Source organism: Flavobacterium melibiosi, from assembly GCF_048158545.1.
Taxonomy (GTDB): Bacteria; Bacteroidota; Bacteroidia; order Flavobacteriales; family Flavobacteriaceae; genus Flavobacterium; species Flavobacterium melibiosi.
Genome location: NZ_JBLNKU010000007.1, coordinates 1 through 24,702, shown reverse-complemented (window position 1 = coordinate 24,702; position 24,702 = coordinate 1). Strand labels below are relative to the sequence as shown.

The 24,702-nt window shown below is 34.6% G+C and carries 20 protein-coding genes and 2 tRNA genes; 8 read left to right on the top strand and 14 right to left on the bottom strand.

Going from position 1 to position 24,702, the window contains the following annotated elements; translation table 11 throughout:
* Positions 1-11: 11 nt before the first annotated feature.
* The 4 genes from ACM55F_RS09905 to mutS all read right to left on the bottom strand — a co-directional run bounded on the left by ACM55F_RS09905 (position 12) and on the right by mutS (position 4,338).
* Positions 12-1,283, bottom strand: a complete 1,272-nt coding sequence (locus ACM55F_RS09905; RefSeq protein ID WP_416853638.1) for a tyrosine-type recombinase/integrase — start codon at positions 1,281-1,283, stop codon at positions 12-14.
* Between the two features lie 126 nt (positions 1,284-1,409).
* A tRNA-Leu gene (locus ACM55F_RS09900) sits at positions 1,410-1,495 on the bottom strand.
* 12 nt (positions 1,496-1,507) lie between these two features.
* Positions 1,508-1,583, bottom strand: a tRNA-Gly gene (locus ACM55F_RS09895).
* Positions 1,584-1,731: 148 nt separating this feature from the next.
* Positions 1,732-4,338: a DNA mismatch repair protein MutS gene (mutS, locus tag ACM55F_RS09890; protein WP_416853637.1), complete on the bottom strand. Its 2,607-nt coding sequence runs from the start codon at positions 4,336-4,338 to the stop codon at positions 1,732-1,734.
* A 162-nt stretch (positions 4,339-4,500) separates the two neighbouring features.
* On the opposite strand from mutS, the gene ACM55F_RS09885 reads away from it, so the two are divergent.
* The 3 genes from ACM55F_RS09885 to ACM55F_RS09875 all read left to right on the top strand — a co-directional run bounded on the left by ACM55F_RS09885 (position 4,501) and on the right by ACM55F_RS09875 (position 7,751).
* Complete coding sequence (locus ACM55F_RS09885; protein ID WP_416853636.1) at positions 4,501-4,941, top strand: DUF1573 domain-containing protein; 441 nt, start codon at positions 4,501-4,503, stop codon at positions 4,939-4,941.
* A gap of 75 nt (positions 4,942-5,016) precedes the next feature.
* Positions 5,017-5,553: an RNA methyltransferase gene (locus tag ACM55F_RS09880; protein WP_416853635.1), complete on the top strand. Its 537-nt coding sequence runs from the start codon at positions 5,017-5,019 to the stop codon at positions 5,551-5,553.
* Between the two features lie 89 nt (positions 5,554-5,642).
* The gene (locus ACM55F_RS09875) at positions 5,643-7,751 is read left to right on the top strand and encodes an Ig-like domain-containing protein (RefSeq protein WP_416853634.1); all 2,109 of its coding nucleotides are present in this window, start codon (positions 5,643-5,645) and stop codon (positions 7,749-7,751) included.
* Between the two features lie 9 nt (positions 7,752-7,760).
* Here the strand turns inward: ACM55F_RS09875 and folK are convergent, their stop codons facing one another.
* A complete protein-coding gene (gene folK / locus ACM55F_RS09870) occupies positions 7,761-8,894 on the bottom strand; it encodes a 2-amino-4-hydroxy-6-hydroxymethyldihydropteridine diphosphokinase (RefSeq protein ID WP_416853633.1) in 1,134 nt (377 codons plus the stop codon).
* 136 nt (positions 8,895-9,030) lie between these two features.
* Here folK and sppA point away from each other — a divergent pair, with 136 nt between their 5' ends.
* Both sppA and ACM55F_RS09860 read left to right on the top strand, forming a co-directional pair.
* Positions 9,031-10,791: a signal peptide peptidase SppA gene (gene sppA / locus ACM55F_RS09865; RefSeq protein ID WP_416853632.1), complete on the top strand. Its 1,761-nt coding sequence runs from the start codon at positions 9,031-9,033 to the stop codon at positions 10,789-10,791.
* A 187-nt stretch (positions 10,792-10,978) separates the two neighbouring features.
* The gene (locus ACM55F_RS09860) at positions 10,979-13,606 is read left to right on the top strand and encodes an AsmA-like C-terminal region-containing protein (RefSeq protein ID WP_416853631.1); all 2,628 of its coding nucleotides are present in this window, start codon (positions 10,979-10,981) and stop codon (positions 13,604-13,606) included.
* A gap of 80 nt (positions 13,607-13,686) precedes the next feature.
* Here the strand turns inward: ACM55F_RS09860 and ACM55F_RS09855 are convergent, their stop codons facing one another.
* Complete coding sequence (locus ACM55F_RS09855; RefSeq protein WP_416853630.1) at positions 13,687-14,481, bottom strand: DUF2797 domain-containing protein; 795 nt, start codon at positions 14,479-14,481, stop codon at positions 13,687-13,689.
* A 263-nt stretch (positions 14,482-14,744) separates the two neighbouring features.
* Between ACM55F_RS09855 and ACM55F_RS09850 the strand changes: the two genes are divergently transcribed.
* Complete coding sequence (locus tag ACM55F_RS09850) at positions 14,745-16,268, top strand: GH3 auxin-responsive promoter family protein (protein ID WP_416853629.1); 1,524 nt, start codon at positions 14,745-14,747, stop codon at positions 16,266-16,268.
* A gap of 11 nt (positions 16,269-16,279) precedes the next feature.
* Complete coding sequence (locus ACM55F_RS09845; RefSeq protein WP_416853628.1) at positions 16,280-16,429, top strand: hypothetical protein; 150 nt, start codon at positions 16,280-16,282, stop codon at positions 16,427-16,429.
* Positions 16,430-16,483: 54 nt separating this feature from the next.
* On the opposite strand, the gene serB is transcribed toward ACM55F_RS09845, so the two are convergent.
* The 8 genes from serB to ACM55F_RS09805 form a co-directional block, all read right to left on the bottom strand.
* Positions 16,484-17,722, bottom strand: coding sequence for a phosphoserine phosphatase SerB (gene serB / locus ACM55F_RS09840; protein ID WP_416853627.1), 1,239 nt, complete (start codon positions 17,720-17,722; stop codon positions 16,484-16,486).
* Positions 17,723-18,027: 305 nt separating this feature from the next.
* Positions 18,028-18,462 (bottom strand): VOC family protein, encoded by a 435-nt coding sequence (locus ACM55F_RS09835; protein ID WP_416853626.1) that lies wholly within the window; start codon positions 18,460-18,462, stop codon positions 18,028-18,030.
* Positions 18,463-18,484: 22 nt separating this feature from the next.
* Positions 18,485-18,925 (bottom strand): SRPBCC domain-containing protein, encoded by a 441-nt coding sequence (locus tag ACM55F_RS09830; protein WP_416853625.1) that lies wholly within the window; start codon positions 18,923-18,925, stop codon positions 18,485-18,487.
* A 29-nt stretch (positions 18,926-18,954) separates the two neighbouring features.
* Entirely contained in the window at positions 18,955-19,368 is a 414-nt protein-coding gene (locus tag ACM55F_RS09825; protein ID WP_416853624.1) for a VOC family protein, read from the bottom strand.
* Positions 19,369-19,379: 11 nt separating this feature from the next.
* Positions 19,380-19,790, bottom strand: coding sequence for an SRPBCC family protein (locus tag ACM55F_RS09820; RefSeq protein WP_416853623.1), 411 nt, complete (start codon positions 19,788-19,790; stop codon positions 19,380-19,382).
* Between the two features lie 292 nt (positions 19,791-20,082).
* A complete protein-coding gene (gene clpX / locus ACM55F_RS09815) occupies positions 20,083-21,315 on the bottom strand; it encodes an ATP-dependent Clp protease ATP-binding subunit ClpX (RefSeq protein ID WP_416853622.1) in 1,233 nt (410 codons plus the stop codon).
* A gap of 86 nt (positions 21,316-21,401) precedes the next feature.
* On the bottom strand, positions 21,402-22,076 hold the full coding sequence (clpP, locus tag ACM55F_RS09810) for an ATP-dependent Clp endopeptidase proteolytic subunit ClpP (protein ID WP_416853621.1): 675 nt from the start codon (positions 22,074-22,076) through the stop codon (positions 21,402-21,404).
* 310 nt (positions 22,077-22,386) lie between these two features.
* Positions 22,387-23,712, bottom strand: a complete 1,326-nt coding sequence (locus ACM55F_RS09805; protein ID WP_416853620.1) for a trigger factor — start codon at positions 23,710-23,712, stop codon at positions 22,387-22,389.
* Between the two features lie 460 nt (positions 23,713-24,172).
* Between ACM55F_RS09805 and ACM55F_RS09800 the strand changes: the two genes are divergently transcribed.
* Positions 24,173-24,577: a hypothetical protein gene (locus ACM55F_RS09800; RefSeq protein ID WP_416853619.1), complete on the top strand. Its 405-nt coding sequence runs from the start codon at positions 24,173-24,175 to the stop codon at positions 24,575-24,577.
* Positions 24,578-24,702: the final 125 nt, after the last annotated feature.

The following is a 24,702-nucleotide window of genomic DNA, read 5'->3' as shown; positions in this document are numbered from 1 at the left end:
AAATTTACCTTTTAAAACTCTAGCGTATAATCTGCACCGTAATCCTTTGGAAGCATCCCACCAACATCACGTAAATAATTTCTTAATGCGGTTTCACTTGAATGCCCAGTAATAGGCATCAGTTTTAAAATGGCTTCGTGTTCCGTGGATCCTTGTTTCATAAAAGAGTAAAACAAATCAATAGCAGCCGTATGCCTAAAACTGTAAATCCCGTAATCTTTATTAAATTTGAAATGCGTTTTTACCTTCTCAAATTTATGTCCATAGTAATCGACTTTCGTCTTTTCTTTGGCGTTCCAAACCTCAATAACCCCGTTTTTAGTAAATAGATTTGCCTTACTTGGTAAGTTAGTTACGTCAATTCCTTCCAAAAAGTCAATGATAGGACCCACTAATTTTTTAGTTTGTTTTCGCTTAGTTTTTGTTTCTACCTGTAAATATTTTTCACGCAAATTGATGTCCTCCATTGTCAAGCGTATAATTTCACGTGGACGTAAAAAGGTATAAATTACAAATTGGATAAAATAATAGAGTTGAATGTCGTTTACCAAGAGATAGTCTCTTATATCTTTGACTTCATATCCCGTGAACGGAGTGTTTTTAATTGGATCATCTTTTTTTGTTTCAATTTCAGAAACGATATTCTTTTCAATGATTTTATCTTTTACTAATTTTCCAATTAATCCGGATAAACATCTTTTGTAATTGTCTTGGGAAGTTCCTTTCACTCCACGACCTTCAGGCTTTGGTTTAATAAGCCAGTTTATAAATGCAATGATGTGAACCTCTTTTAGTTCTGTTATGTCTAAATCCTGTAACGAATTTAATGTAACCCACTCCATAAAAACGCCTAATCGAGTTTTATAGTCGCTGGCGGTAGTTTCTTTCCAAGTCCCTAACTTATTTTTGTAAGCGTATTGCAGTCCTGTTTTTACGGTATATCTAATTTCGTCAAAGGTTTTTTCGGGTTCGTTTTGCTTAACAAGTTCCTTGGCCACTAATTCAATTTCGTCAAAAGTCTTTAAGATCACTTCTGTTTTATTGAATGGATTGTGATTTTGATTTAGTAAGAGTGTGTAAAAATCTACCCAAACCTTGCCCGCTTGCTTCCGATCAGCAACCGTTTTATAGGTATTTATTTTGCATGAATATTTAAACTTTGTCATCTTGTTAGTAGCAGGATTCCTAAAATAAAAATATACATACCAACGGTGATTTGGTAAAACCGTTGGTTTTCCGTCCACTTTTGGTATGTATAATTTCACTTCTGAAAAGTCCCGCATTCCAACTTTGATTTTAAAGTTTATAGGCTCGTTTGTAGGCTCGGTTTGAATAATTATATCAAAATATTTCATAATCAGGATAGAGCCAAAAACAAAAAAACCCTTATAAAATAAGGGTTTTTGTTGTACTCAGAGCGGGACTTGAACCCGCACGAACATTGCTGTTCACTGGATTTTAAGTCCAGCGTGTCTACCAATTTCACCATCCGAGCATTATGTGGTGTTGGAGCGAAAAACGGGGCTCGAACCCGCGACCTCGACCTTGGCAAGGTCGCGCTCTACCAACTGAGCTATTTTCGCATTTTCAATTCTTAGAAAGAACCGCGATACTTGTTCTGTATTGCGGATGCAAATTTAGGACATTTATTGAATTAAACAAGCCTTTTTTATAAAAAAATTACAGATTAAAGTTAATGTTCTGATATCGTAAACTTTAAAACAAAATAAATTATTTTCTGGTCAACATTCTTTTAATTTCATTGAGTTTCATCAATGCTTCCATAGGCGTAATCGTATTTATATCTAAATTGAGAATCTCTTCTTTGATTTCCTCTAACAAAGGATCGTCCAGATTAAAGAAACTCATTTGCATTTCGTCTTTAGCAGCTTTTATTCCATTTAACGCATCACTCGAATGATTCTTTTCTAATTTTTTCAAAAGCTTTTGTGCTTTCAAAATTACGATTTGAGGCATTCCAGCCATTTTTGCCACGTGTATTCCAAAACTGTGTGCGCTTCCTCCTTTTACCAATTTTCGAATGAAAAGTACTGTATCTTTCAATTCTTTGACAGCCACATTATAATTCTGAATTCTAGGCAAAGATTCACTCATTTCATTCAACTCATGATAATGCGTTGCAAACAATGTTTTAGGTTTTGAAGGATGTTCGTGTAAAAACTCTGCAATGGCCCAAGCAATAGAAATTCCGTCATAGGTACTAGTTCCTCTTCCAATTTCATCTAGCAGCACCAAACTTCTATCGGAAATATTATTCAAGATAGAAGCCGTTTCGTTCATTTCGACCATAAAAGTGGACTCTCCCATCGAAATATTATCACTCGCTCCCACTCTGGTGAATATTTTATCGACAATTCCCATTCTCACACCGTCTGCTGGAACAAAACTTCCCATTTGAGACAACAGCACAATCAAAGCCGTTTGACGTAAAATAGCAGACTTTCCGGACATATTCGGACCAGTTATCATGATCAATTGCTGCGTTTCTCTATCCAAGAAAACATCATTGGCAATATAAGGCATGCCAACAGGCAATTGTTTTTCGATAACAGGATGCCTTCCGTTTTTGATTTCCAGCTCGAATGTTTCGTCAAGTTCCGGACAAACATATTTATTTTCGATAGCCAATTGGGTGAAAGAACACAAACAATCCAGCTGCGCCACCAAATTAGCATTCATTTGAACTGGCTTGATATAAGTAGCAATCCAACTAACCAATTGTTCAAATAATTCTACTTCTATTTTATGGATTTTCTCTTCGGCACCAAGGATTTTGGTTTCATATTCTTTTAATTCCTCTGTAATATAACGCTCTGCATTAACCAAAGTTTGCTTTCGAATCCATTCCGATGGAACTTTATCTTTATGTAAATTCCTAACTTCAATATAATACCCAAAAACGTTATTAAAGGAAATTTTCAAAGATGAAATCCCCGTTAATTGTGATTCTCGTTTTTCGATTCCTTCTAGGAATTCTTTACCAGAAGTTGATATTGCTCGTAAATCATCTAATTCCGCATTTATTCCTTTGGCAATCGCATTTCCTTTGGCAATAGACACAGGGGCATCTTGATTTAAAACCGTTTTTATTTTTTCACGCAACAATTCGCAACTGTGCAAACTGTCACCAATCACTTTTACTGCTTCTTGCGGACTTTCTAAAGCAAGCGTTTTTATCGGAATAATAGCATCCAATGATTCTTTCAGATAAACCACTTCACGAGGCGACACTTTTCCGGCTGCAATTTTCGAAATCAAACGTTCTAAATCAGAAATTTGCTTGATTTGCTTCTGAATGTTTTTCAAAACATCTTGATTTTCTTTCAAATAAGAAACAACTTGATGACGACTTTTTATTTTAGCACTGTCTTTTAAAGGAAGTGCCAACCATCTTTTTAACAATCGCCCGCCCATTGGCGAAAGCGTTTTATCAATAACATCCAGAAGCGTCACCGCGTTTGGATTATAACTGTGATACAACTCCAGATTTCGAATTGTAAATCGGTCCATCCAGACATAAGCATCTTCCGCAATTCGTTGAATCGCCGTGATATGTTGTACTTTATTATGCTGTGTTTCGGATAAGTAATACAAAATGGCTCCCGAAGCAATGATTCCTTCTTTCAATTCTTCGATTCCAAATCCTTTCAAGGAAACGGTCTGGAAATGCTTAGTTAAGGTTTCAAATGCGTAGTCTTCTTTGTAAATCCAATCTTCCAGATAAAAACTATGATAGTCATCCCCGAAAATTTCCCGAAAATCATTTTTATTATTTTTTGGAATCAGAACCTCACTTGGATTAAAATTCTGCAATAGTTTATCAATATATTCTGCGTTTCCTTGCGCCGTTAAAAACTCACCTGTAGAAACATCCAAAAATGAAATTCCTATTGATTTATTGGCAAAAAAAATGGAGGCTAAAAAATTATTAGTTTTAGATTGTAAAACCTCATCATTCATAGAAACACCAGGAGTCACAAGTTCAGTAACACCGCGTTTCACGATGGTTTTGGTCATTTTTGGATCTTCTAGTTGGTCACAAATTGCTACACGAAGTCCTGCCTTGACTAATTTTGGTAAGTATGTATTCAAGGAATGATGCGGAAAACCAGCCAGTGCCGTTTCAGTCTCAGATCCCGCTCCACGTTTGGTTAATACAATTCCTAAAATTTTTGAAGCCCTTACAGCATCCTCTCCAAAAGTTTCATAAAAATCTCCTACTCGAAACAACAAACACGCATCCGGATATTTCCTTTTGATCTCGTTGTACTGCTTCATTAATGGCGTTTCCTTAACCGTTTTATCTTTAGATGCCAAGTTATTTTATATTTAATAAATGAAAAAAAATGTGTCAGCGAATTTATATATTTTATAGCGAATAACTATCACTTCAAAAATTAAAATATTTTTAAGGAAAATTTAAGATGTAATTTCTATTTTTTCTATAGATTTGTGTTTAATTCTTAAATTAAAACTGACATGAAAAAAATATTTACTCTAGCGATGCTAGTAGTTTTAGGAGTCACAGCTTCTAACGCACAAGAAACATCAAAGATTACAAAAAAAATAAAAGCTGCAACTACTAAAGTAAGTGGCGCTGGAATGGTTTTTGTAAACGAAGTTATTGATTACGGGACTATTGCACATAATGCAGATGGAAAACGTGAGTTTGTTTTTACTAATAATGGTACCAAACCATTAATTATCACAAATGCCCAAGGTTCTTGTGGTTGTACAGTCCCAACGAGCCCAAAAGAACCAATTGCACCGGGTGCAAAAGGAGTTATTGGTGTGAAATATGCTACTGATAGAGTTGGTGCATTTACAAAAACGGTAACAATTACTTCAAATGCTGAAGGACAACCTACTAAAGTACTTACAATAAAAGGAACTGTTTTAGCAGATAACGCAAAGAGCTAAATTCTAAATTAATTATAACAAAAAAGCTTCCCTAATTTCGGAAGCTTTTTTTATTGAAATAAAATCCAAAAATATATGAGAAAACTGGAAAACAGCGAACTCGAAAGAAAATCCATTGAAGCTTTTAAAGAATCTAAAAAAACACCCCTCATTTTAGTGTTGGATGATATCCGCAGTTTGCATAATATTGGCTCTGTATTCAGAACTGCCGATGCTTTTTTAATAGAAAAAATATATTTGTGCGGTATCACTGCAACACCTCCAAACAAAGAAATTCATAAAACAGCACTTGGCGCAACTGAAACCGTAGCTTGGGAACATCATGAAAACGTTCTTGAAGTTATTGAAAAATTAAAAAAAGAAAATATAACCACACTTGCAATCGAACAAGTAGAAAGTGCTATTTTTCTTCAAGATTTTGAAGTTAAAAAAGAAAAAAAATATGCTTTAGTTTTCGGAAACGAAGTTTATGGTGTTTCTCAGGAAGCTGTGGCTTTATGTGATGGATGTATCGAAATTCCACAATTAGGCACCAAACATTCTTTAAACATTTCAGTAAGTGCAGGTATTGTAGTTTGGGATTTGTTTCAAAAACTGAACTGGCCGAAATAATTTTTTTTAAATAAGAATAGTAATACTTTTATCACATGAGAATTTATCCTTTTTTGAAAATAACTTTAGCTTTTTTATTGTTTGTTCCCATGGCAAATTATTCAGCCATTCCAATTTGCATTAAAAAAAACACCTTTAATGCACTCGAAAAAGCAATAAAATCATCTATTACAGAAAATGCCCCAAGAATTACTGCCACAGGCAATCAAAACTATTGTCCGGGAACTTCATTAAACATAGTAACCGATGTAAACATAACAGGATCAGATGCTATTGATACAGGAACTGAGGCGATTTATATCCAAATTTCTTCGGGATATGTTAATGGGCAGGATTTAATACAATTAGCCAATCCCGCATTACACCCGAATATTCTCTCTGAATGGAATCCTACCGAAGGAAAACTAAAATTATCGAGTCCAACTCTTGGAACAGAAGTATTGTATACGGACTTTATAACTGCTATAAAAGATATTATTTTCAGTAATTCCTCCGCAACTCCCTTCGGTAATAGGAACTTTTCAATCACAATTGGGCAGGCAAACTACTTACCTCGAAACAGCCATTATTATCAATATGTTCCTAATTTAGGCATTAGCTGGACAGCGGCAAAAGCAGCAGCTGAAGCCAGTACCTATTTTGGTCTTCAAGGATACTTAGCAACAATTACAGCCGACGACGAAGCGCAATTAGCAGGGAAACAGACTCTGGGAGCAGGATGGATTGGTGGTAGCGATGCCGAAACAGAAAGTGTTTGGAAATGGGTAACGGGACCCGCTGTTGACAGAGTAATTTTTTGGAATGGAGCCATTAATGGATCAAGTCCTAATTTTTCTTTTTGGAATAATAATGAACCTAACAATAGCAATGGTATAGAACACTATGCGCACATAACTGCGCCAGGTGTTGGTATATCAGGCTCATGGAATGATTTACAATTAAACGGTGATGCAAGCGGAAATTACCAACCCAAAGGGTATATTGTGGAATACGGCGGTATGCCTGAAGATCCAATTCTTGAAATTTCAGCTGGTACCACTATAACAATTCCTCAAATTACTTCTACTACACCAGCATCAAGATGTGGTTCAGGAACAGTTACTCTTCAAGCAACTGCTTCCAATGGAACAGTAAACTGGTATGATGCAGCAATAAATGGAAATTTATTGACAACTGGCAATAGTTATACCACCCCCTCATTATCAACTACTACGACTTATTATGTAGAAGCTGGATGTCCAACATCAAGAACGCCTGTTGTGGCGACCGTAAACACTATTCCTACCATTACATCTACCAATACTCCAGTTCCTAGATGTGGTCCTGGATCTGTAACGCTCCAAGCAACCGCAGATATTGGCAACATCAATTGGTATTCTACCGTAACTGGCGGAACTATTGAAGCAACAGGAACAAGTTTTACAATCCCTAATGTTACGCAAAACACAACTTATTATGCGGAAGCAGTAAACAATGGATGCGTTTCCATGAATAGAAATCCTATAGATATTATCATTTATACACCGCCAGTTGTTACTGATCAAGAAGTCGTATTATGCAAATCAGGAGTTGCAACATTAGATGCTTCACTTTCAGGTATGACTTATTTATGGTCTACTGGTGAAACAACTCAAAAAATTGTCGTTTCTACGCCAGGAACTTATACTGTCAATGTAACAAGTCCAGCCCCAGAAAACTGCACTAGTACAAAAAAAATCACTGTTATAGAACACAACACACCCGAAATAGACCGTATTGACGTCAATGAAAGCACTGTTGTCATCTATTTAAAACAAGAAGAAGTTTATTTTGAATATTCCGTTGACGGAATCAATTACCAAAGTTCAAATGTCTTTTTTAATGTGCCAAGTGGATTGCAAACTGCTTATGTTAGGGAAATAAACTATTGCGGTTACGACGCAGAAAATTTTATTGTTCTAATTATACCTAAATTTTTTACCCCAAACAACGATACTTATAATGATTTTTGGGAAGTAAAAGGATTAATTAATTACCCTGAAGCCGAAGTAACCATATTTGACCGATATGGAAAACTTATTACCCAATTAAATGCGTCAAAACTAACTTGGGACGGAACATTGAACAAAAATCTATTGCCTGCATCCGATTATTGGTATGTCTTAAAAATCGACAATACAAGACCCGAGGTGAAAGGTCATTTTTCACTTAAAAGATAGTTTTGTAAATTACCCGATTTTCTGCTGAATTTCATCCAAAATATAGAGATAATCTTTTTGATTTTTTACAAAATCCTTATCCGAAACATCAATAATCAGAACATTCAGTTCCGTTTGTGATTTAATGTAATCAAGATATCCGTTATTAATTTTATCCAAATATTCTGCTGGGATTTTTTGCTCATAGCTTCTGCCCCTTTTCTTAATATTTTGTAATAAGCGTTCTGAATTTTGGTACAAATAAATATACAAATCTGGTTTCGGCATTTCTCTGTAAATGATATCAAACAGGTTTCGATACAAACGGTATTCGTCTTCAGCCAATGTTATTTTGGCAAAAATCAAAGACTTAAAAATATGATAATCGGCTACTAAAAAGTCTTTAAATAAATCAAATTGCGCTAAATCATCTGATAATTGCTGATATCTGTCGGCGAGAAATGACATTTCGAGCGGAAAAGCGTACCGGTTTTGATCTTTATAAAATTTAGGTAAAAATGGATTGTCTGCGAAACGTTCTAAAATTGTTTTTGCATTAAAATCCTCAGCAATTTTTGTAGCCAAAGTTGTCTTTCCTGCTCCAATATTCCCTTCAAAAGCAACATAATTAAATTGCTCTAAAGGAATATTTTGCAAAGGATTTTCTAAATCTTGTACAATTTCACAAACGCTTTGATCCGGTGAGATTTCTATCAACTCCGAAATTGTTTTTTTTAAAATAGGATGCTTCCAGTCTAAATTTAAATCTTGTATTGGCAATAAAACAAATTTCCTGTTTTGCATCAAGGGATGTGGGATTTGAAGCTTTTCGGTTTCAATAATTGCTGAATCGAAAGTAATCAAGTCAATGTCTATACTTCTAGATTGGTATCCCAATTCTTCACTGCGAATACGCCCCAATCCTTTTTCAATTTTCAAAACCTGAGCCAGAATTTTATTTGCCGAGCTAAAAGTGTGAATTACCAATGCGCAATTATAAAATGCACTACTGTCAAAACCCCAAGACGGCGTTTCATACAGCTTTGAAACTTTAATTACCGTTCCTACTTCCTGGTGAATCAATTGCAAGCAACGCTCGATGTTTTCTAATCGGTTACCTTGGTTACTTCCTATCGATAAAATAACTTGATGTTGTGATTTCATATTAAGCACAAATTAACTAAAAGAATTTTAGAATAGAAGTATCTTTGCAAAGAGTGTTGATAACTAAATTTAGAATTTATAAAATTAAATCTGTAACAATTCAGCCTCTTTTTAGACTTATTAAAAAAATATAATTATGAAGTTTTTAGGAAATGTGTTGGCAACCATCATCGGTATTTTCATCTTTTTTATGCTGTTCTTTTTTGGAATACTAATTATAGGAGCCATTTTTGGAGGTGAATCGGAAGGTGTAACCGTGAAGAACAATTCAGTTATCGAATTGGACTTAAAAGACATAAAAAACGACTACGCAGGTAAATATAAAGATCCATGGATGGAGTTGTTTTCCGATGGCAAAAACATAGGTCTTTCGGACATTATTAATGCAATTGAAGAAGCAAAAACTGACGATGACATCAAGGGAATTTCAATTTTGAACACCGATTCTTCATTGGGAATGGCACAAAGTAAAGCATTACGAGATGCATTAGAAAGTTTTAAAAAATCAAGGAAATTTGTAATGGCTTACGCCAATTCATTTTCCCAAAAAGAATATTATTTAAACTCCGTTGCTACTCCTATTTACATGAACCCCGTTGGAGAAATGGATTTTAAAGGATTGTCTTCGGAAATTATGTTCTTCAAAGATTTTCAGGAAAAATCAGGATTGAAAATGGAAGTGATACGCCACGGAAAATATAAAAGTGCTGTGGAACCTTTTCTAGAAGACAAAATGAGCGATGCTAATAGAGAACAGATTTCAGCATTGTTGAATGCCGTATGGAACTCCTTTACAAGCGATATTTCTAAAAGCAGAAACGTATCAATTGCCAAACTAAACGAAATTGCAAACGGACTTTTGGCCAGAACTCCTGAGATGGCAAAAAAACAAGGATTAGTTGATGTTGTGGCCTACGAAGATGTGTATCATAATGCAATTAAAAACATATTAAAAGTAGCCAAAGACGACGATTACAATAAAGTAAAGATTTTGGATTATGCAAAAAAAGTGGCTACCACCTCTAAAATCACGGATTCGAATGACAAAATTGCCATTATATATGCTCAAGGCGAAATTCATAGTGGTGAAGGTGATGTAAACGTTATTGGCGAAGGCTCTATGCGCCGTTCACTTCAAGAAGCCAGAAAAGATAAGAATGTAAAAGCAATTGTGCTTAGGATTAACAGTCCTGGTGGAAATGCATTGACATCAGATTTGATTTGGAGAGAAATTGAATTAACTAAAAAAGTAAAACCTGTGGTAGTTTCTATGGGAAATTATGCAGCTTCCGGCGGGTATTATATCGCTTGTAACGCCAATAAAATTTTTGCCGAAAACAATACTATTACAGGTTCTATTGGTGTTTTTGGAATATTGCCTAATTTTAGTAAGCTGACAAAAAAAATTGGGATAAATGTAGAACAAGTAAAAACGCATGAAAATGCTGCAAAATATAGTCCTTTTGTACCATTGGATGAAAAATTTAAAGCAGTTACTCTTGAAGAGGTTGAAAAAATCTACAAAACTTTTGTTACTCACGTTGCCGAGGGGCGAAAAATGACATTTGCACAAGTCGATGCTATCGCTCAAGGAAGAGTTTGGGCTGGATCCGAGGCCTTAAAAATTGGGCTTGTAGATAAAATTGGAGGTTTAGATGATGCCATACATGAAGCCGCTACTTTGGCAAAAACAAAAACATATAGCACTCAAAACTATCCTGAATACGAGAAAAACTTCAATGATCTTTTAGCTAATCTTCCTTTTGCAAAATCTAAAGAAGATTTCATAAAAGAAGAAATAGGAGAAGAAAACTATAGAATTATGCAACAAATAAAAAAATTACAAGCGCAAAAAGGAGTTCAAGCCCTAATGCCTTTTGAAATTAACATTCATTAAGAGCTTTTATAATTCACTAAAAAATCCGTTTAATCAATTGCTTAAACGGATTTTTTTTATAATATAAAGTTAAATTATTGTTTATAAAAAACACCAAAAAAATTATTCTGTCCTAAAAATACTATTTTTGCAAAAGAATAGAAGGCATTATTTTTGTTACTCTTATAGAATCTAAAGAAATTAAATTATGGTAAAGAAAGTTTTAAAAATCATTGGAATTCTGATTATCCTACTCATCGTGACTTTATTTGCTTCGCCCTATCTATTTAAAGATCAAATAAAAGCTAAAATTTCTGAAGCTATCAATGCCAAAGTAGATGCCAAAGTCTCTTTTGCAGAAGCTGATTTAAGCTTATTCAAAAATTTTCCAAATGCGAATGTAACGCTGGAAAAATTAGTCATTATAAACAAAGCTCCTTTTGAAGGTGACACATTGATTTCACTAGGCGAATTGAATTTAAAAATGTCTATTAAAGAACTTTTTAAAGGTAAAAATGAAGCAATATCTATTGACGGAATCACTTCGAAAAATGGATTAATCAATATCATTTTTAATAAAGACGGAATCGGGAATTACGACATTGCTTTGAAAGATGAAAAAACAAAAGACGATGGAAAAAGCAGTCCGTTATCATTAAAAATCCAAGAGTATAAAATTGAGAATTTCAAGTTCCGCTATTTTGACGAAAGTTCAAAAATAAAAATGGTAATCGACAGTTTAAACCACGAAGGAACTGGGGATTTTGCAGCCAAAAAATTAGATTTGGTTACCAAGTCAACCGCAAAAGTATCACTCGATATGGACAAAGTCAATTACATGAAAAATGTTGCCTTGACTCTGGACGCAGTTTTGGGAATCGATTTAGAAAAAAGCAAATACACCTTCAAAGAAAACAAAGCTTTAATTAATCAACTACCGCTGGAATTTGATGGATTTATTCAAATGGTTGAAACGGGTCAGGAGTATGATTTGAAATTTAAAACTCCGACTTCTTCTTTCAAAAATTTCTTGGGAATTATCCCTGCAGCGTATGCATCGAGTTTGGACAACGTGAAAACAACCGGAGATTTTACTGTTGCGGGTTTTGCAAAAGGCTTGTATTCTGATACAACAGTGCCAAAATTCAATATTGAAATCGCTTCCAATAACGCTTCATTTCAATATCCTAATTTACCAAAATCGGTTCAAAATATCGTTATTGACACTAAAATTATAAATGAAACGGGTGTTCTAAATGACACTTATGTCAATCTAGACAAGCTCTCTTTCAAAATAGACCAGGATATTTTTAATGCCAAAGCCAATATTAGAAACATAACACAAAATGCGATAGTTGATGCCGCTTTAAAAGGAACTATCAATTTAGCCAATCTTTCCAAAGCATATCCTATAAAGCTGGACAAGCCTTTATCAGGAATTTTAAAGGCCGATGTGACTACGAAATTTGATATGCTATCCGTAGAGAAAAGTCAATATCAAAATATAAATAATGCGGGAACAATGAGTTTGTCCGGTTTCAATTATGTGGATGAAAACGGTAAAACAATGAACATTAACAATGCCTTGGTACAATTTAACCCTAGTCAGGTCAATTTGAAAGAACTGAACGCGACTACAGGAAAAAGCGACATTAGTGTAACCGGAATTTTAGAGAATTTTTACGGGTTTATATTTAGAAACCAAGAATTGAAAGGAAACTTCAACATGAATTCTAAACAATTGGCCGTTGATGATTTTATGACAACCAGTGAAACTACTAAAGTTGGGACTAAAACAGAAACTAAAAAAGCAGACGCAATGAAGATTCCTGCTTTCTTAAATTGTACGCTTACCGCAAAAGCGACTACGGTTTTATATGATAATTTGACCCTGAAAGATGTTTCGGGAAAACTAATCGTGAAAGACGAAAAAGTGACTTTAGAAAATGTAAAAACATCTATTTTCGGTGGAACAATTGGTGTAAATGGAGCTGTTTCCACAAAAGGAAAAACGCCAGTTTTTAATATGGATTTAAAATTAAATCAAGTCGATATTGCACAGTCTTTCACCCAACTGGATATGTTGAAAAAAATTGCACCAATCGCTGGAATCATCAACGGAAAATTAAATTCAAGCATCAAATTGAACGGAAATCTTGATGCAACAGAACTAACTCCTGACTTGAAAACACTGACTGGAGATTTATTAGGACAATTGCTTTCTACGACAGTAAACTCCAGTAATTCGACTTTACTGACTGCATTAGGATCTAATCTGAAGTTCATCGATGTAAGTAAAATCAATTTGAATGATTTGAAAGCGGCCATTACTTTCAAAGACGGAAAAGTGAATGTAAAACCATTTAACATCAAATACCAAGACATTAAAGCAACAATTGGCGGTTCTCATGGTTTTGACCAAAGTATGAATTACAATATCACATTTGATGTTCCGGCTAAATATCTGGGTTCAGAAGCCAATGCATTAATTTCTAAATTATCTCCTGCTGATGCTGCTAAATTGGAAAATCTCCCTATAAATGCCATTTTAACTGGGAATTTTACTAATCCAAAAATTTCAACCGATATAAAAAGTGCTGTTAACAATTTGACTACTCAATTAGTGAAACAACAAAAAGAACGATTGGTAAAACAAGGAACTTCGGCTTTGACTGATTTCATCAATAAAAACAAGAAACCAGGAGATACTACAAAAACTACAACTCCTACAACCCCTGCGACAAAGGAAGAGGTGAAAGCTAAGGCTGCGGATTTATTAAATGGATTGTTTAATAAAAAGAAAAAAGTAGAAGAACCGAAAGTGCAACAGGAATAATTCGAGTAAAAACAGTAGTTTTTCATCATAAAAAAAGCAGGAATTTCTAAAATAGAAATTCCTGCTTTTTTTGTAAAATTTTATACATTAATCTGCACTACATATCCTTCTGAACCACGGATATTGAAAACTGTTCCGTCTTCAAAAAGTAAATATTGTCCTTTTATTCCGGTAAGTTTTCCTTGAAACTGAGGTGTTTTATCCAAGCTCAAACTGTTTACTTTATTTGGATAGTGTAAAACAGGATAATGCATCTCATACAAATCATTCTTCTGCGAATAAAAATATTCCTGAACTTCCGTTGGAATTAAATTCTCCACTTTCAATCGTTCTGCAACTAAGTCAATTTGTTCCACATTATTCGTCAGCATTTTTCTCCAATTAGTTTTATCGGCATAATGATTTTTCAAAGCGACCTCCGTAATTCCTGCCAAATAGCGATTAGGAACTTCCACAATCGAAATGGCTTGAGTTGCGCCCTGATCAATCCATCGTGTCGGCATCTGCGTTTTTCTGGTCACTCCTACTTTGACTTCGCTGGACAAAGCCAAATAAACAATATGCGGTTGCAATTGTACTTTTTCTTCATACGCCAAATCTCTATCCTGAATTCCAAGATGAGCGGTACTTAACTCCGGTTTCATAATCCAATCTCCCACAGCTGCACTTGAATAGAAACAATCATAACAAAATCCTTGTCGGAATATTTTTTTCTTCTTGCCACAATTCAAACATTGATACCCTACAAAATTAATCTCTATGCTTTTATTCAGTAACTGATTCACATTTAAAAAGCTATTTTCAAAAACCAAATAATATTGAATTGGATTTCCAAATTCGGTTTGCATTTTTGTAAGTACACCTTCGTATGTCATTGCGATTTTAGATTGTTGATTAATGATTTCTGATTTTAGATTTAACGCTACCCTTTTAGGATTTCAATTATTAGAATCCTTTTCTGAGTAGAAATCTTTACTATAATATAGAATTGTTTTTTATAAAAAAACACTATTTTTGATACTTTGACAAAGTTAGTATTTGTCAATCGATATTCAAATCTTAAATTTCAACCTTTTTCCAATAGAAAAAAATCTGAAATTTAAAATCAGAAATCGTTAATCAACAATCTGAAATCTATATGCCTTTAACCATAATCAATTCGTTTGCCTCTTGGGTTCTCAAACAAAGAATTCATCAGATCGAACTTTTCCTTAAATATCCAAATGAAGTTCAGGAAGAATTGCTTATGAATTTAATTCAGTCTTCCAAAAATACTGTTTTAGGCAAGCAATACGATTTTGCTACAATAAAATCCTATGCGAATTTTGCAGAGCGTGTCCCCATCTCCACTTACGAAGAATTACAGCCCTTGATAGAAAGAACACGTAAAGGCGAGCAAAATGTTTTTTGGGAAGAACCTATAAAATGGTTTGCCAAATCAAGCGGAACAACCAATGCCAAAAGTAAATTTATTCCGGTAAGCAACGAAGCGTTGGAAGATTGTCATTATAAAGGAAGTAAGGATTTATTGTGTTTGTATTTAAATAACAACGAAGATTCAGAACTCTTTCTTGGAAAAAGTCTGCGTCTTGGCGGAAGCTCACAAATCTATGAAGACAACAATACATTCTTTGGAGATTTATCCGCAATATTAATCGAAAACATGCCAATTTGGGCTGAATTCAGCAGTACGCCAAGCAACAAAACTTCCCTTATGAGTGAATGGGAAACCAAAATTGCTGCGATTATAAACGAAACAAAAAACGAAAATGTAACCAGTTTTGCAGGAGTTCCTTCGTGGATGTTGGTTTTAATGAATAAAATGCTGGAGGAAACCGGAAAAGGAAATTTATTCGAAATCTGGCCCAATCTCGAAGTGTACTTTCATGGTGGCGTAAATTTTGAGCCCTATCGAGAACAGTATAAAAAAATACTCCCGAAAAAAGATTTTAAATATTACGAAATATACAATGCCTCCGAGGGATTTTTTGCCATTCAGGATTTAAATAATTCCAGTGATTTATTATTGATGCTGGATTACGGAATTTTCTATGAATTTATTCCAATGGATACTTTTGGCACACCAGATCAAAAAGTAATTCGTCTGGCTGATGTAGAACTTTTCAAAAACTATGCATTAGTGATTACTACCAATTCCGGTTTATGGCGCTATTTGATAGGCGATACCGTACGTTTCACCTCATTGAATCCGTACCGAATTCGGGTTACGGGAAGGACCAAGCATCACATCAATGTTTTTGGCGAAGAATTAATGGTTGAAAATACCGATCAGGCTATTGCCAAAGCGTGTAAAATGACCCAAATGGAAGTCGTTGAATATACCGTTGCTCCTGTATTTATGAATGGAAAAGAAAAAGGTGCCCATGAATGGATGATTGAATTTAAAGATAATCCTGCTGATGTATCCCAATTTCAGAAAGTACTGGATGAATCCATACAATCCTTAAATTCTGATTACGAAGCGAAACGCTACAATAACATGACGTTGAATCCGTTAGTAATTAATATAGCCCGAAAAAATTTATTTTATGACTGGCTAAAAGGAAAAAATAAACTGGGTGGACAACATAAAATTCCAAGATTATCAAACCAAAGAGATTATTTGGAACAACTGAAAAGCATGCAGTTTCAAACAATATAAAAAACGAGAAGATGAAAAATACCTTCTACATCTTGATCACTCTAGTTTTTCTGAGTTCCTGCGGACCACACAGAATGCGTTGTGGAGCCAGAGGAATTTGTAAATCTCCCGAAAAACAAACATTGGAAAAACCTGAAAAAATAGCTACTAGTAAGGCATAAAAAAGGCTGTCTAAAATTATTTGACAGCCTTTTTTGTATTATCATTTGCACTATTTATTCCTCATCCATCATATCAATATGCCTATCGTGATAGCCTAATAGGTATAAAACACCGTCGAGACCCAAGCTAGAGATTGAAGTAGCTGCATTTTCTTTGACTGTTGGTTTGGCATGAAAAGCAATTCCTAAACCGGCCAGATTCAACATAGGTAAATCATTTGCACCATCTCCCACAGCAATAGTTTGATTGATATTTATGCCTTCTTTTTCCGCAATGGCTTTTAGATATTCAGCTTTCTTTTGTCCATCAACAATTTCACCCAAATAGTTACCGGTCAATTTACCGTCTTTAATCTCTAATTCATTGGCGTGAACATAATCAATCCCTAATTCCTTTTGTAAATAATTACCAAAGTAGGTGAATCCCCCCGATAAAATAGCGGTTTTATAGCCGTAATATTTTAAGGCCTTCATCAAGCGATGTGCTCCTTGTGTTATGGGCAGATTTTCAGCAACTGTTTGTAGCACGTCTTCACTTAAGCCTTCTAACAAAGCCATCCGTTTTTTGAAGCTTTCACTGAAATCAATTTCGCCATTCATAGCCGATTCAGTAATGGCTCTTACCTGCTCACCTACACCCGCTAATTCAGCTAATTCATCAATTACTTCCGTTTGAATTAAGGTCGAATCCATATCAAAACACACCAAACGTCTGTTTCTTCTATACATATTGTCTTCTTGGAACGAAATATCCACATCTAAAGTTCTGGAAATTTCCATAAAACTGGCAGTCATCGACGTTTTATCGACAATATTACCCGTTACAGATAATTGTACACAAGAACGAGGATATTCTTCTTTTTCAACCACAGAGGTTCTACCGGTCAATCTTATTATAGAATCAATATTTAAATTTTGGTCCGACATTATTTTGGTCACAGCCGCCAATTGTACTGCTGTCAATGTTTCTCCCAAAACATTGATGATATAGCGTTGCTTACGTTGTGCTTTTACCCAATTTTCGTAATCCGGAATAGAAATTGGACTAAAGTTAACCTTAATCCCCAACTCATAGGCTTTGAACAATAAATCTTTCAAAACAGGCGCCGAACTAGACCCTGCTTGTATTTCAAATAAAATACCCAAAGATAGCGTATCATGGATATCGGCTTGACCAATATCTAAAATAATGGCATCATAATTCGCTAATATGGATGTTAAACCAGCTGTTACTCCAGGTTTATCCTGACCAGAAACTTTTAACAAAATAATCTCTTTATCTTCTATTGCCATTTTTATTACTATTGATTTACAAGGCGCAAAAATCGACAATCTATTGCTTATAAAAAAGAATATCCCCTATTTTTTCACAAAGAGAGAATGGAAGTTTGAATTCCTCACCCCTCCCGAAGTTTCGGGACTCTCCAAAGGAGAGGGAGCCGAAACTATTAAAACACATAATTTTAGTCCTAAAAAAACCTGCTCAAAAATGAACAGGTTTAGTATTACCCTTTGTCAAAATTTTAAACTTTGACAAAGGTATTTTTCCTAAAAAAGAATGTAATCCATGAGCAATCCATAATTTATTTTAACGATAATTATTTTTCATTTTCATCAAAATTCACCATCCAATTGATTCCAAATTTATCTATAAACATTCCAAAATAAGCGCCCCAAAAGGTTTGATTCATTGGCATGGTCACTGTTCCTCCTGCCGAAAGTCCGTTAAACAATTTATCTGCTTCTTCTTTACTCTTAGCATTGATTGAAAGCGAAACGTTTTGTCCAAAAGCAACTTCCCCACTTGCTGAATTACTGTCGCTTCCCATTAATACAGATCCATCACCTATTGGCAATGTAACATGCATTATTTTATTGCCTTCCGCTTCAGAAAGCACGGAATTACCTTCTGCCGGTGGCATGTCTTTAAACTTACCAATATAAGGGAATTCACCTCCAAATACAGATTGATAGAATAGGAATACTTCTTCGCAGTTTCCATTAAAAATTAAATACGGATTAATTGATGCCATAATTCTACTATAAGATTAATATTTATTTTTCTTCTGAAAGTTTCTTTACCAAATCTAACGCTTTTGGCAATGTCGTTTTGAAATAATCGACATATTTTTCGACTGAATCCATTTTAGCTTCTAAAACAGTCCGATCATTGTTTTCGGTTAATCGGTACGTTTCCATAGCACCAGCCCATTCTTGAGTTGCATCATCAACAGGCATTTCCTGAAAATTTTTGATTTCACTCAAATGTTTAAAAGCCATGTATTCATTATCAATTTTTTTTAAAATAATGCTGTTCATTCCGTCCCCGTTTGGAGATAAAAAATTAATTTTACTGCCTTCTTTCCAATCGCTTACTGCATAACTTCCTTCACAAAAAACGGATGTCCATTGTTTGTAAGTTTCTTCATTCCATAAAACGTCCCAAACTTTTTCTTTTGGAGCATTTATCTCGATTTTAAATTCTACTATTGTCATTTTGTTTGTTTTTAAAATTGACTTAAATCCTACTGTTTTGGTACTTTACTAAAATCCATATATAACATATTCCAGCGATGACCGTCTAAATCCGCAAAACCACAACCGTACATCCACCCTTGAATTTCGGCAGGTTTAGAAAAAACTGTACCTCCGGCTTCTTCTACTTTCTTTGCGAATTCATCCACTTCTTCTCTACTCTCTGCATCAATTGAAATTAATACTTCGGAACTTGATTGCGTATGTGTAATTTTATTTTGCACAAAACCTTCAAATATCGCTTCCTCAAAAAGCATGACCGCAAAATTAGTAGCGCCAACTGACAGGCATGTTGATTGCGGAGTAGCGTATTGTTCATTAAAAGAAAAACCTATTTTAGCGAAAAATTCTTTTGATTTCGCCACTTCTTTTACCGGCAAATTAAGCCATATTTGCTTTGTCATTTTGTTTGTTTTTAAAGGGTTGAATTTTCAACATATTTTTTAAAATTATCCAAAATTGCCTGCCAGCCTTGTTGTTGCAATGCTTCAGGATTTTCTGTTTCGGGGTCAAATTTTTCTATTACTTTTATTCCTTCCGCATCTTTTTCAAAAACAATTTTCACTTTTCTCCCATCTGCCATTTCGTATTCTATTAAAGAAGTATTCACCACATTAGTATAAATCCCTTCAAAATCAAAACGCATTGTACCGTCTTTTGAAGCCATGGTATATTTGAATTTTCCTCCAACTTTCAAGTCATTTTCCGCAAAAGGAGTATGCCAATCATCTGAGGCATTATTCCACTTCATGACATGTTCCGGAACAGTCCATAATTCCCAGACTTTTTCAATTGAAGCGTTTATTGTGTTTTGTACTGTTATCATTTCACGATTCTTTTTTAAATTTCGGACTATAAATTTACAAAATATTTAAAGTCGGTTCTCTTTTATAATCAAGAATATAACTTTAAAATAATACATAAAAAAAACCTGCTCAAATAAATGAACAGGTTTAGATAAGCTATTGGGATGTTTACTGAGATAATCTAAAATCTCTTTTTCTAAATCGAATTTAAACTTTGCCATAAATCTTACTTTGAGCTCAAAAATTTAAAAAACAAAGCTCAAAAAAATACATTTTTGAGCTTTATTTGGTTTCTATTGAGCTTGAAATTATTTAAGATGCAATCTCCAATCGTTTCAATAAATTTTTATTCAACGTTTCTTTTGCATAATCTACGTCAATTTCTAATATTTTATCATCAGAACTTGGCAATTCATACATCGCATCGGTTAAGATGGCTTCACATAAAGAACGCAATCCACGAGCTCCCAATTTGTATTCTAACGCTTTATCAACAATAAAATCCAACGCTTCATTTGTAATGGTAAATTCAACATCATCCATTAAAAACAATTTCTCGTATTGTTTGATTAACGCATTTTTAGGTTGTGTCAAAATCGCACGCAAGGTTTCTCTGTCTAAAGGATCCATGTGTGTCAAAACTGGCAAACGACCAATAATCTCAGGAATCAATCCAAAATCTTTGATGTCCTTTGGAATAATATATTGCAACAAATTGTCTTTGTCAATATTATCCACATTTTTAGAAGTAGAATAACCAACGGCTTGACGGTTTAATCGTTTCGAAATAATTCTTTCGATTCCATCAAAAGCACCACCGGCGATAAACAAAATGTTTTGTGTATTAACCTCAACAAATTTTTGGTCCGGGTGCTTGCGTCCTCCTTTTGGCGGCACATTCACAACGGTTCCTTCCAATAATTTCAATAATGCTTGTTGCACACCTTCACCAGAAACGTCACGCGTAATAGACGGATTGTCACTTTTACGTGCAATTTTGTCTATTTCGTCAATGAATACAATCCCGCGTTCAGCTTTCGCAACATCATAATCGGCAGCTTGTAAAAGACGAGTCAAAATACTTTCGACATCTTCCCCAACATAACCTGCTTCTGTTAAAACGGTCGCATCAACAATAGCCAAAGGCACATCCAACATTTTTGCAATGGTTTTTGCAACCAATGTTTTTCCTGTTCCTGTTTGTCCCACCATGATGATGTTGCTTTTTTCAATCTCAACCTCATCGTCCAGTTGCTGTTGCATCAAACGTTTGTAGTGATTGTAAACTGCAACCGACATTACTTTTTTAGTTTGGTCCTGTCCAATTACATATTGATCCAAGAACGCTCTGATTTCTTTTGGTTTCTTCAAAATCAAATCTCCAACCAGTTTTGAACTTCCGCCGGATTTTAATTCTTCTAAAACAATTCCGTGTGCTTGTTCGATACATTTATCACAAATATGTGCATTGATACCAGCAATCAACAAATTGGTTTCTGGCTTCTTTCTTCCACAAAACGAACACTCTAATACTACTTTTGCCATTCTTTTAGTCTAATGTCATAAAGTCAAAAGTCGTAAAGTCTGAGCATTGCTTTTGACTTTCGAACTTTTGACTTTCGACTAATAATTTATCCTCTTACTAAAACTTCATCAATCATTCCGTATACTTTTGCTTCTTCGGCAATCATCCAATAATCACGCTCACTGTCACCATGCACTTTTTCGAAAGTTTGTCCAGAATGGTGAGAGATAATTTTGTACAACTCATCTTTCAGTTTCAACATTTCACGTAAGTTGATTTCCATATCAGTTGCAACTCCTTGCGCTCCGCCTGATGGTTGGTGAATCATAACTCTTGAATGTGGCAAAGCCGAACGTTTTCCTGCAGCTCCTGCACATAACAGCACCGCTCCCATAGAAGCTGCCATTCCTGTACAAATAGTGGCTACATCTGGTTTGATGTATTGCATCGTGTCATAAATCCCCAATCCTGCGTAAACGCTTCCTCCAGGAGAGTTCAAATAAATCTGAATGTCTTTTGAAGCATCAGCACTTTCAAGGAACAATAACTGTGCCTGAACGATATTTGCAATTTGATCATCAATTCCTGTTCCAAGGAATATAATTCTGTCCATCATCAGCCTTGAGAAAACGTCTAATTGTGAAATATTCAACTGACGCTCCTCGATGATATATGGAGTCATGTTTTTAGGAGTCATTGCGCCTACGATTTTATCGTAATACATCGAGTTTACGCCGTGGTCCTTTGTCGCAAATTTTTTAAATTCTTTACCGTAGTTCATATTTATTTGTTCTAAGTTTTACGTTACTATATTGTGATTCCATTTAATGCAAAGGTCATACCTCTTTACAAATGATGTCAATATGTCTTATTTTTAGCCCAGATAACAGTGAAAAGCTTTTTGAATTCCGTTTTTTAGTTTTTTTATTCTTACAAAGCGACTGGAAGAATCTCTTGTAAGGATTTAAAAAACTTAAACGGAAGAAAAAACTTGAAACGAATAGCTGGATTAGCTCCTAAAATTAATTTAAATAAAAGAGCGCCAAAAAAATTATTCTTTTGACGCTCAAATATACTTATTTTTTTAGAAATTATTCTCCGTATGAAGCGGCAATAAATTCTTCGTAAGTTACTTCTTTAGTAGTAGGATTTGCTTTCTCTTTGAACAATTCCAATAATTTCTCAGCAACAACTTGGTCAGAAAGTCTTTTTACTTCGTCTTGGTTTGACAAAACTCTTGCAACAATTCCTTGAACTTCTTCGTCAGTAGGATTTGTTTGCCCGAATTGAGCCATTTGTTGTCTGATTGATCTTGTAGTAAATGATTTCAAGTCTTCAAAAGTAATTTTGATATCGCTTGAAGCCATTGCTCTACCTTCGATTAACTGAAAACGCAATCCTCTTTCAGAACGTGCATATTCTACTTCAGCTTCTTCAGGAGACAATTTTTTCTCTCCAACAGTTTGCAACCATTTTTTCAAGAATTCAGATGGCAAGTCGAATTTTGTATTTTCGATCAAGAAATCCTGAACATCAGCCAATAATTTTTGGTCTGCTTGTTGCGCAAATTGATTTTCAGCATCTTCCTTGATTTTTGCTTTCAATTCTTCAAGTGAAGCAACAGTTCCTGCTCCAAAAAGTTTGTCAAACAAATCTTGGTTCAATTCAGCCAATTCAGCTGTATTGATCGCTTCAATTGTGAAGTTCACATCAACATCTAATCCGTGAACGTCATCATGATTTACTTTCATAACATCCATCAATTGATGATCGTCTTCAAATAAACCTTTAGTGTTTACAGTCACTACATCACCTACTTTTTTACCGATGAATTTATCCCAAGTCGCTTTGTCTTTGAAAAGATCAGCAGCAATAGTGGTAGCGTTATTAATTCCTTTTTCTTCGTTAGTGAAAGTTCCTGTTACATCTGAATCTGCAGCAACAACTTCTTGAGGAATTGCAGTTCCAAATTGTTTTTGGATACGTTCTACTTGACCTTCTATTAATTTATCATCAGCAGAAACTACATATTTAACGATGTCGTTTTTTGCTTCTAAATCCAATTCGAAGTTTGGCACTAAACCAATTTCATATTCAAAAACCAATTCTTCAGTATCCCAAGAGAAATCTTCGTTTACTTTAGCAAGTGGCGTTCCAAGAAGGTTTAATCTTTCAGATTGTACGAAACGCTCTAAAGCTAAATCCACAACTTTCTGAACTTCTTCTTGTTTAATCCCTTTACCGTATTGTTTTTCAACAAGATCTTTAGGCACAGCCCCTTTTCTAAATCCTTTAACAGTTGCCAAAGGCATTTTTTCGTTTATTCTTTTTGCTACTTGCCCTTTGTAATCCATTTGAACAACTGTCATTACAATTGTCTCAGTTACAGCGTCTATTGCTACTCTTTTAATATCCATCTTCTTCTTTAATTTACATAATAAAATTGGACTGCAAAATTATAAAATTTTTCCAACCCAAACAAGCTTTTTAGTGCCGAACCTTTGGGATTGAATTTTAGGCGGTTATTTGACAAAATCAGAGGTATGAAAAGTAAAATAATTTGGGCGTGTCCCTCCGTAAAAACTGCGGGTCAGGCTGTACGTTCCCGCTTTTTATCGCCTGCCAAAAAAAGGCAGCCCATAAAAGAGCTCCACTGCCATCCTTCACGCGGCTCGTGGTATTCGACAATAAAAAATTACTTTGAAAATTTATGAGATAATTATTATATATTTGAAAACAGATAAAACGAAACAAAGTAGCGCAAAGCCAACCAAAATCGGGTGTATATGCGCTACTTTGTAGCGGGTATATGCAAGTTACCTGCTAGTTAAGACGAACTAGATGATAAAAACCTAATTAGATTAAAGAAAATAAAAATTGAAAAAAATAAAAATTATTTTGGCTGTTTTTATAGCTGTGTATTCTTACAATCATTTCTTTACTAATGGTATGTTGTTAGGTAAATACGTCAATCGGAATTATGGAGATGACTTTATTGGATATATTCCTCATATTGCCGACACTCTAATTATAAAAGAAAATAATCAATTCGAAAGTCCATATTATGGAAAAGGAACATATAAGCTAACTTATGGTTTAGGTGGAACAAGAATTGAATTGTATTATGGCGAGGGATATTCTTCAACAAATATAAATGGGGAAATAGTTACTGTACCAAATAAAGAAAGTTTTGAAACATCTATAAATAGAATTTGGTTTGTAGGAAATCCTAAAATTTCATTATTTGAGGATTTAAATCAATATTATGAAAAAATAGAATAACCAGCAGGTAATCGAGTAGACGGCTCCGCTAGAAACTAACGGAGTGCGCCTCTCACACCACCGTACGTACGGGTCTCGTATACGGCGGTTCGCAAAGTGATGGGTTGAGTTCCATGTAAATCTCC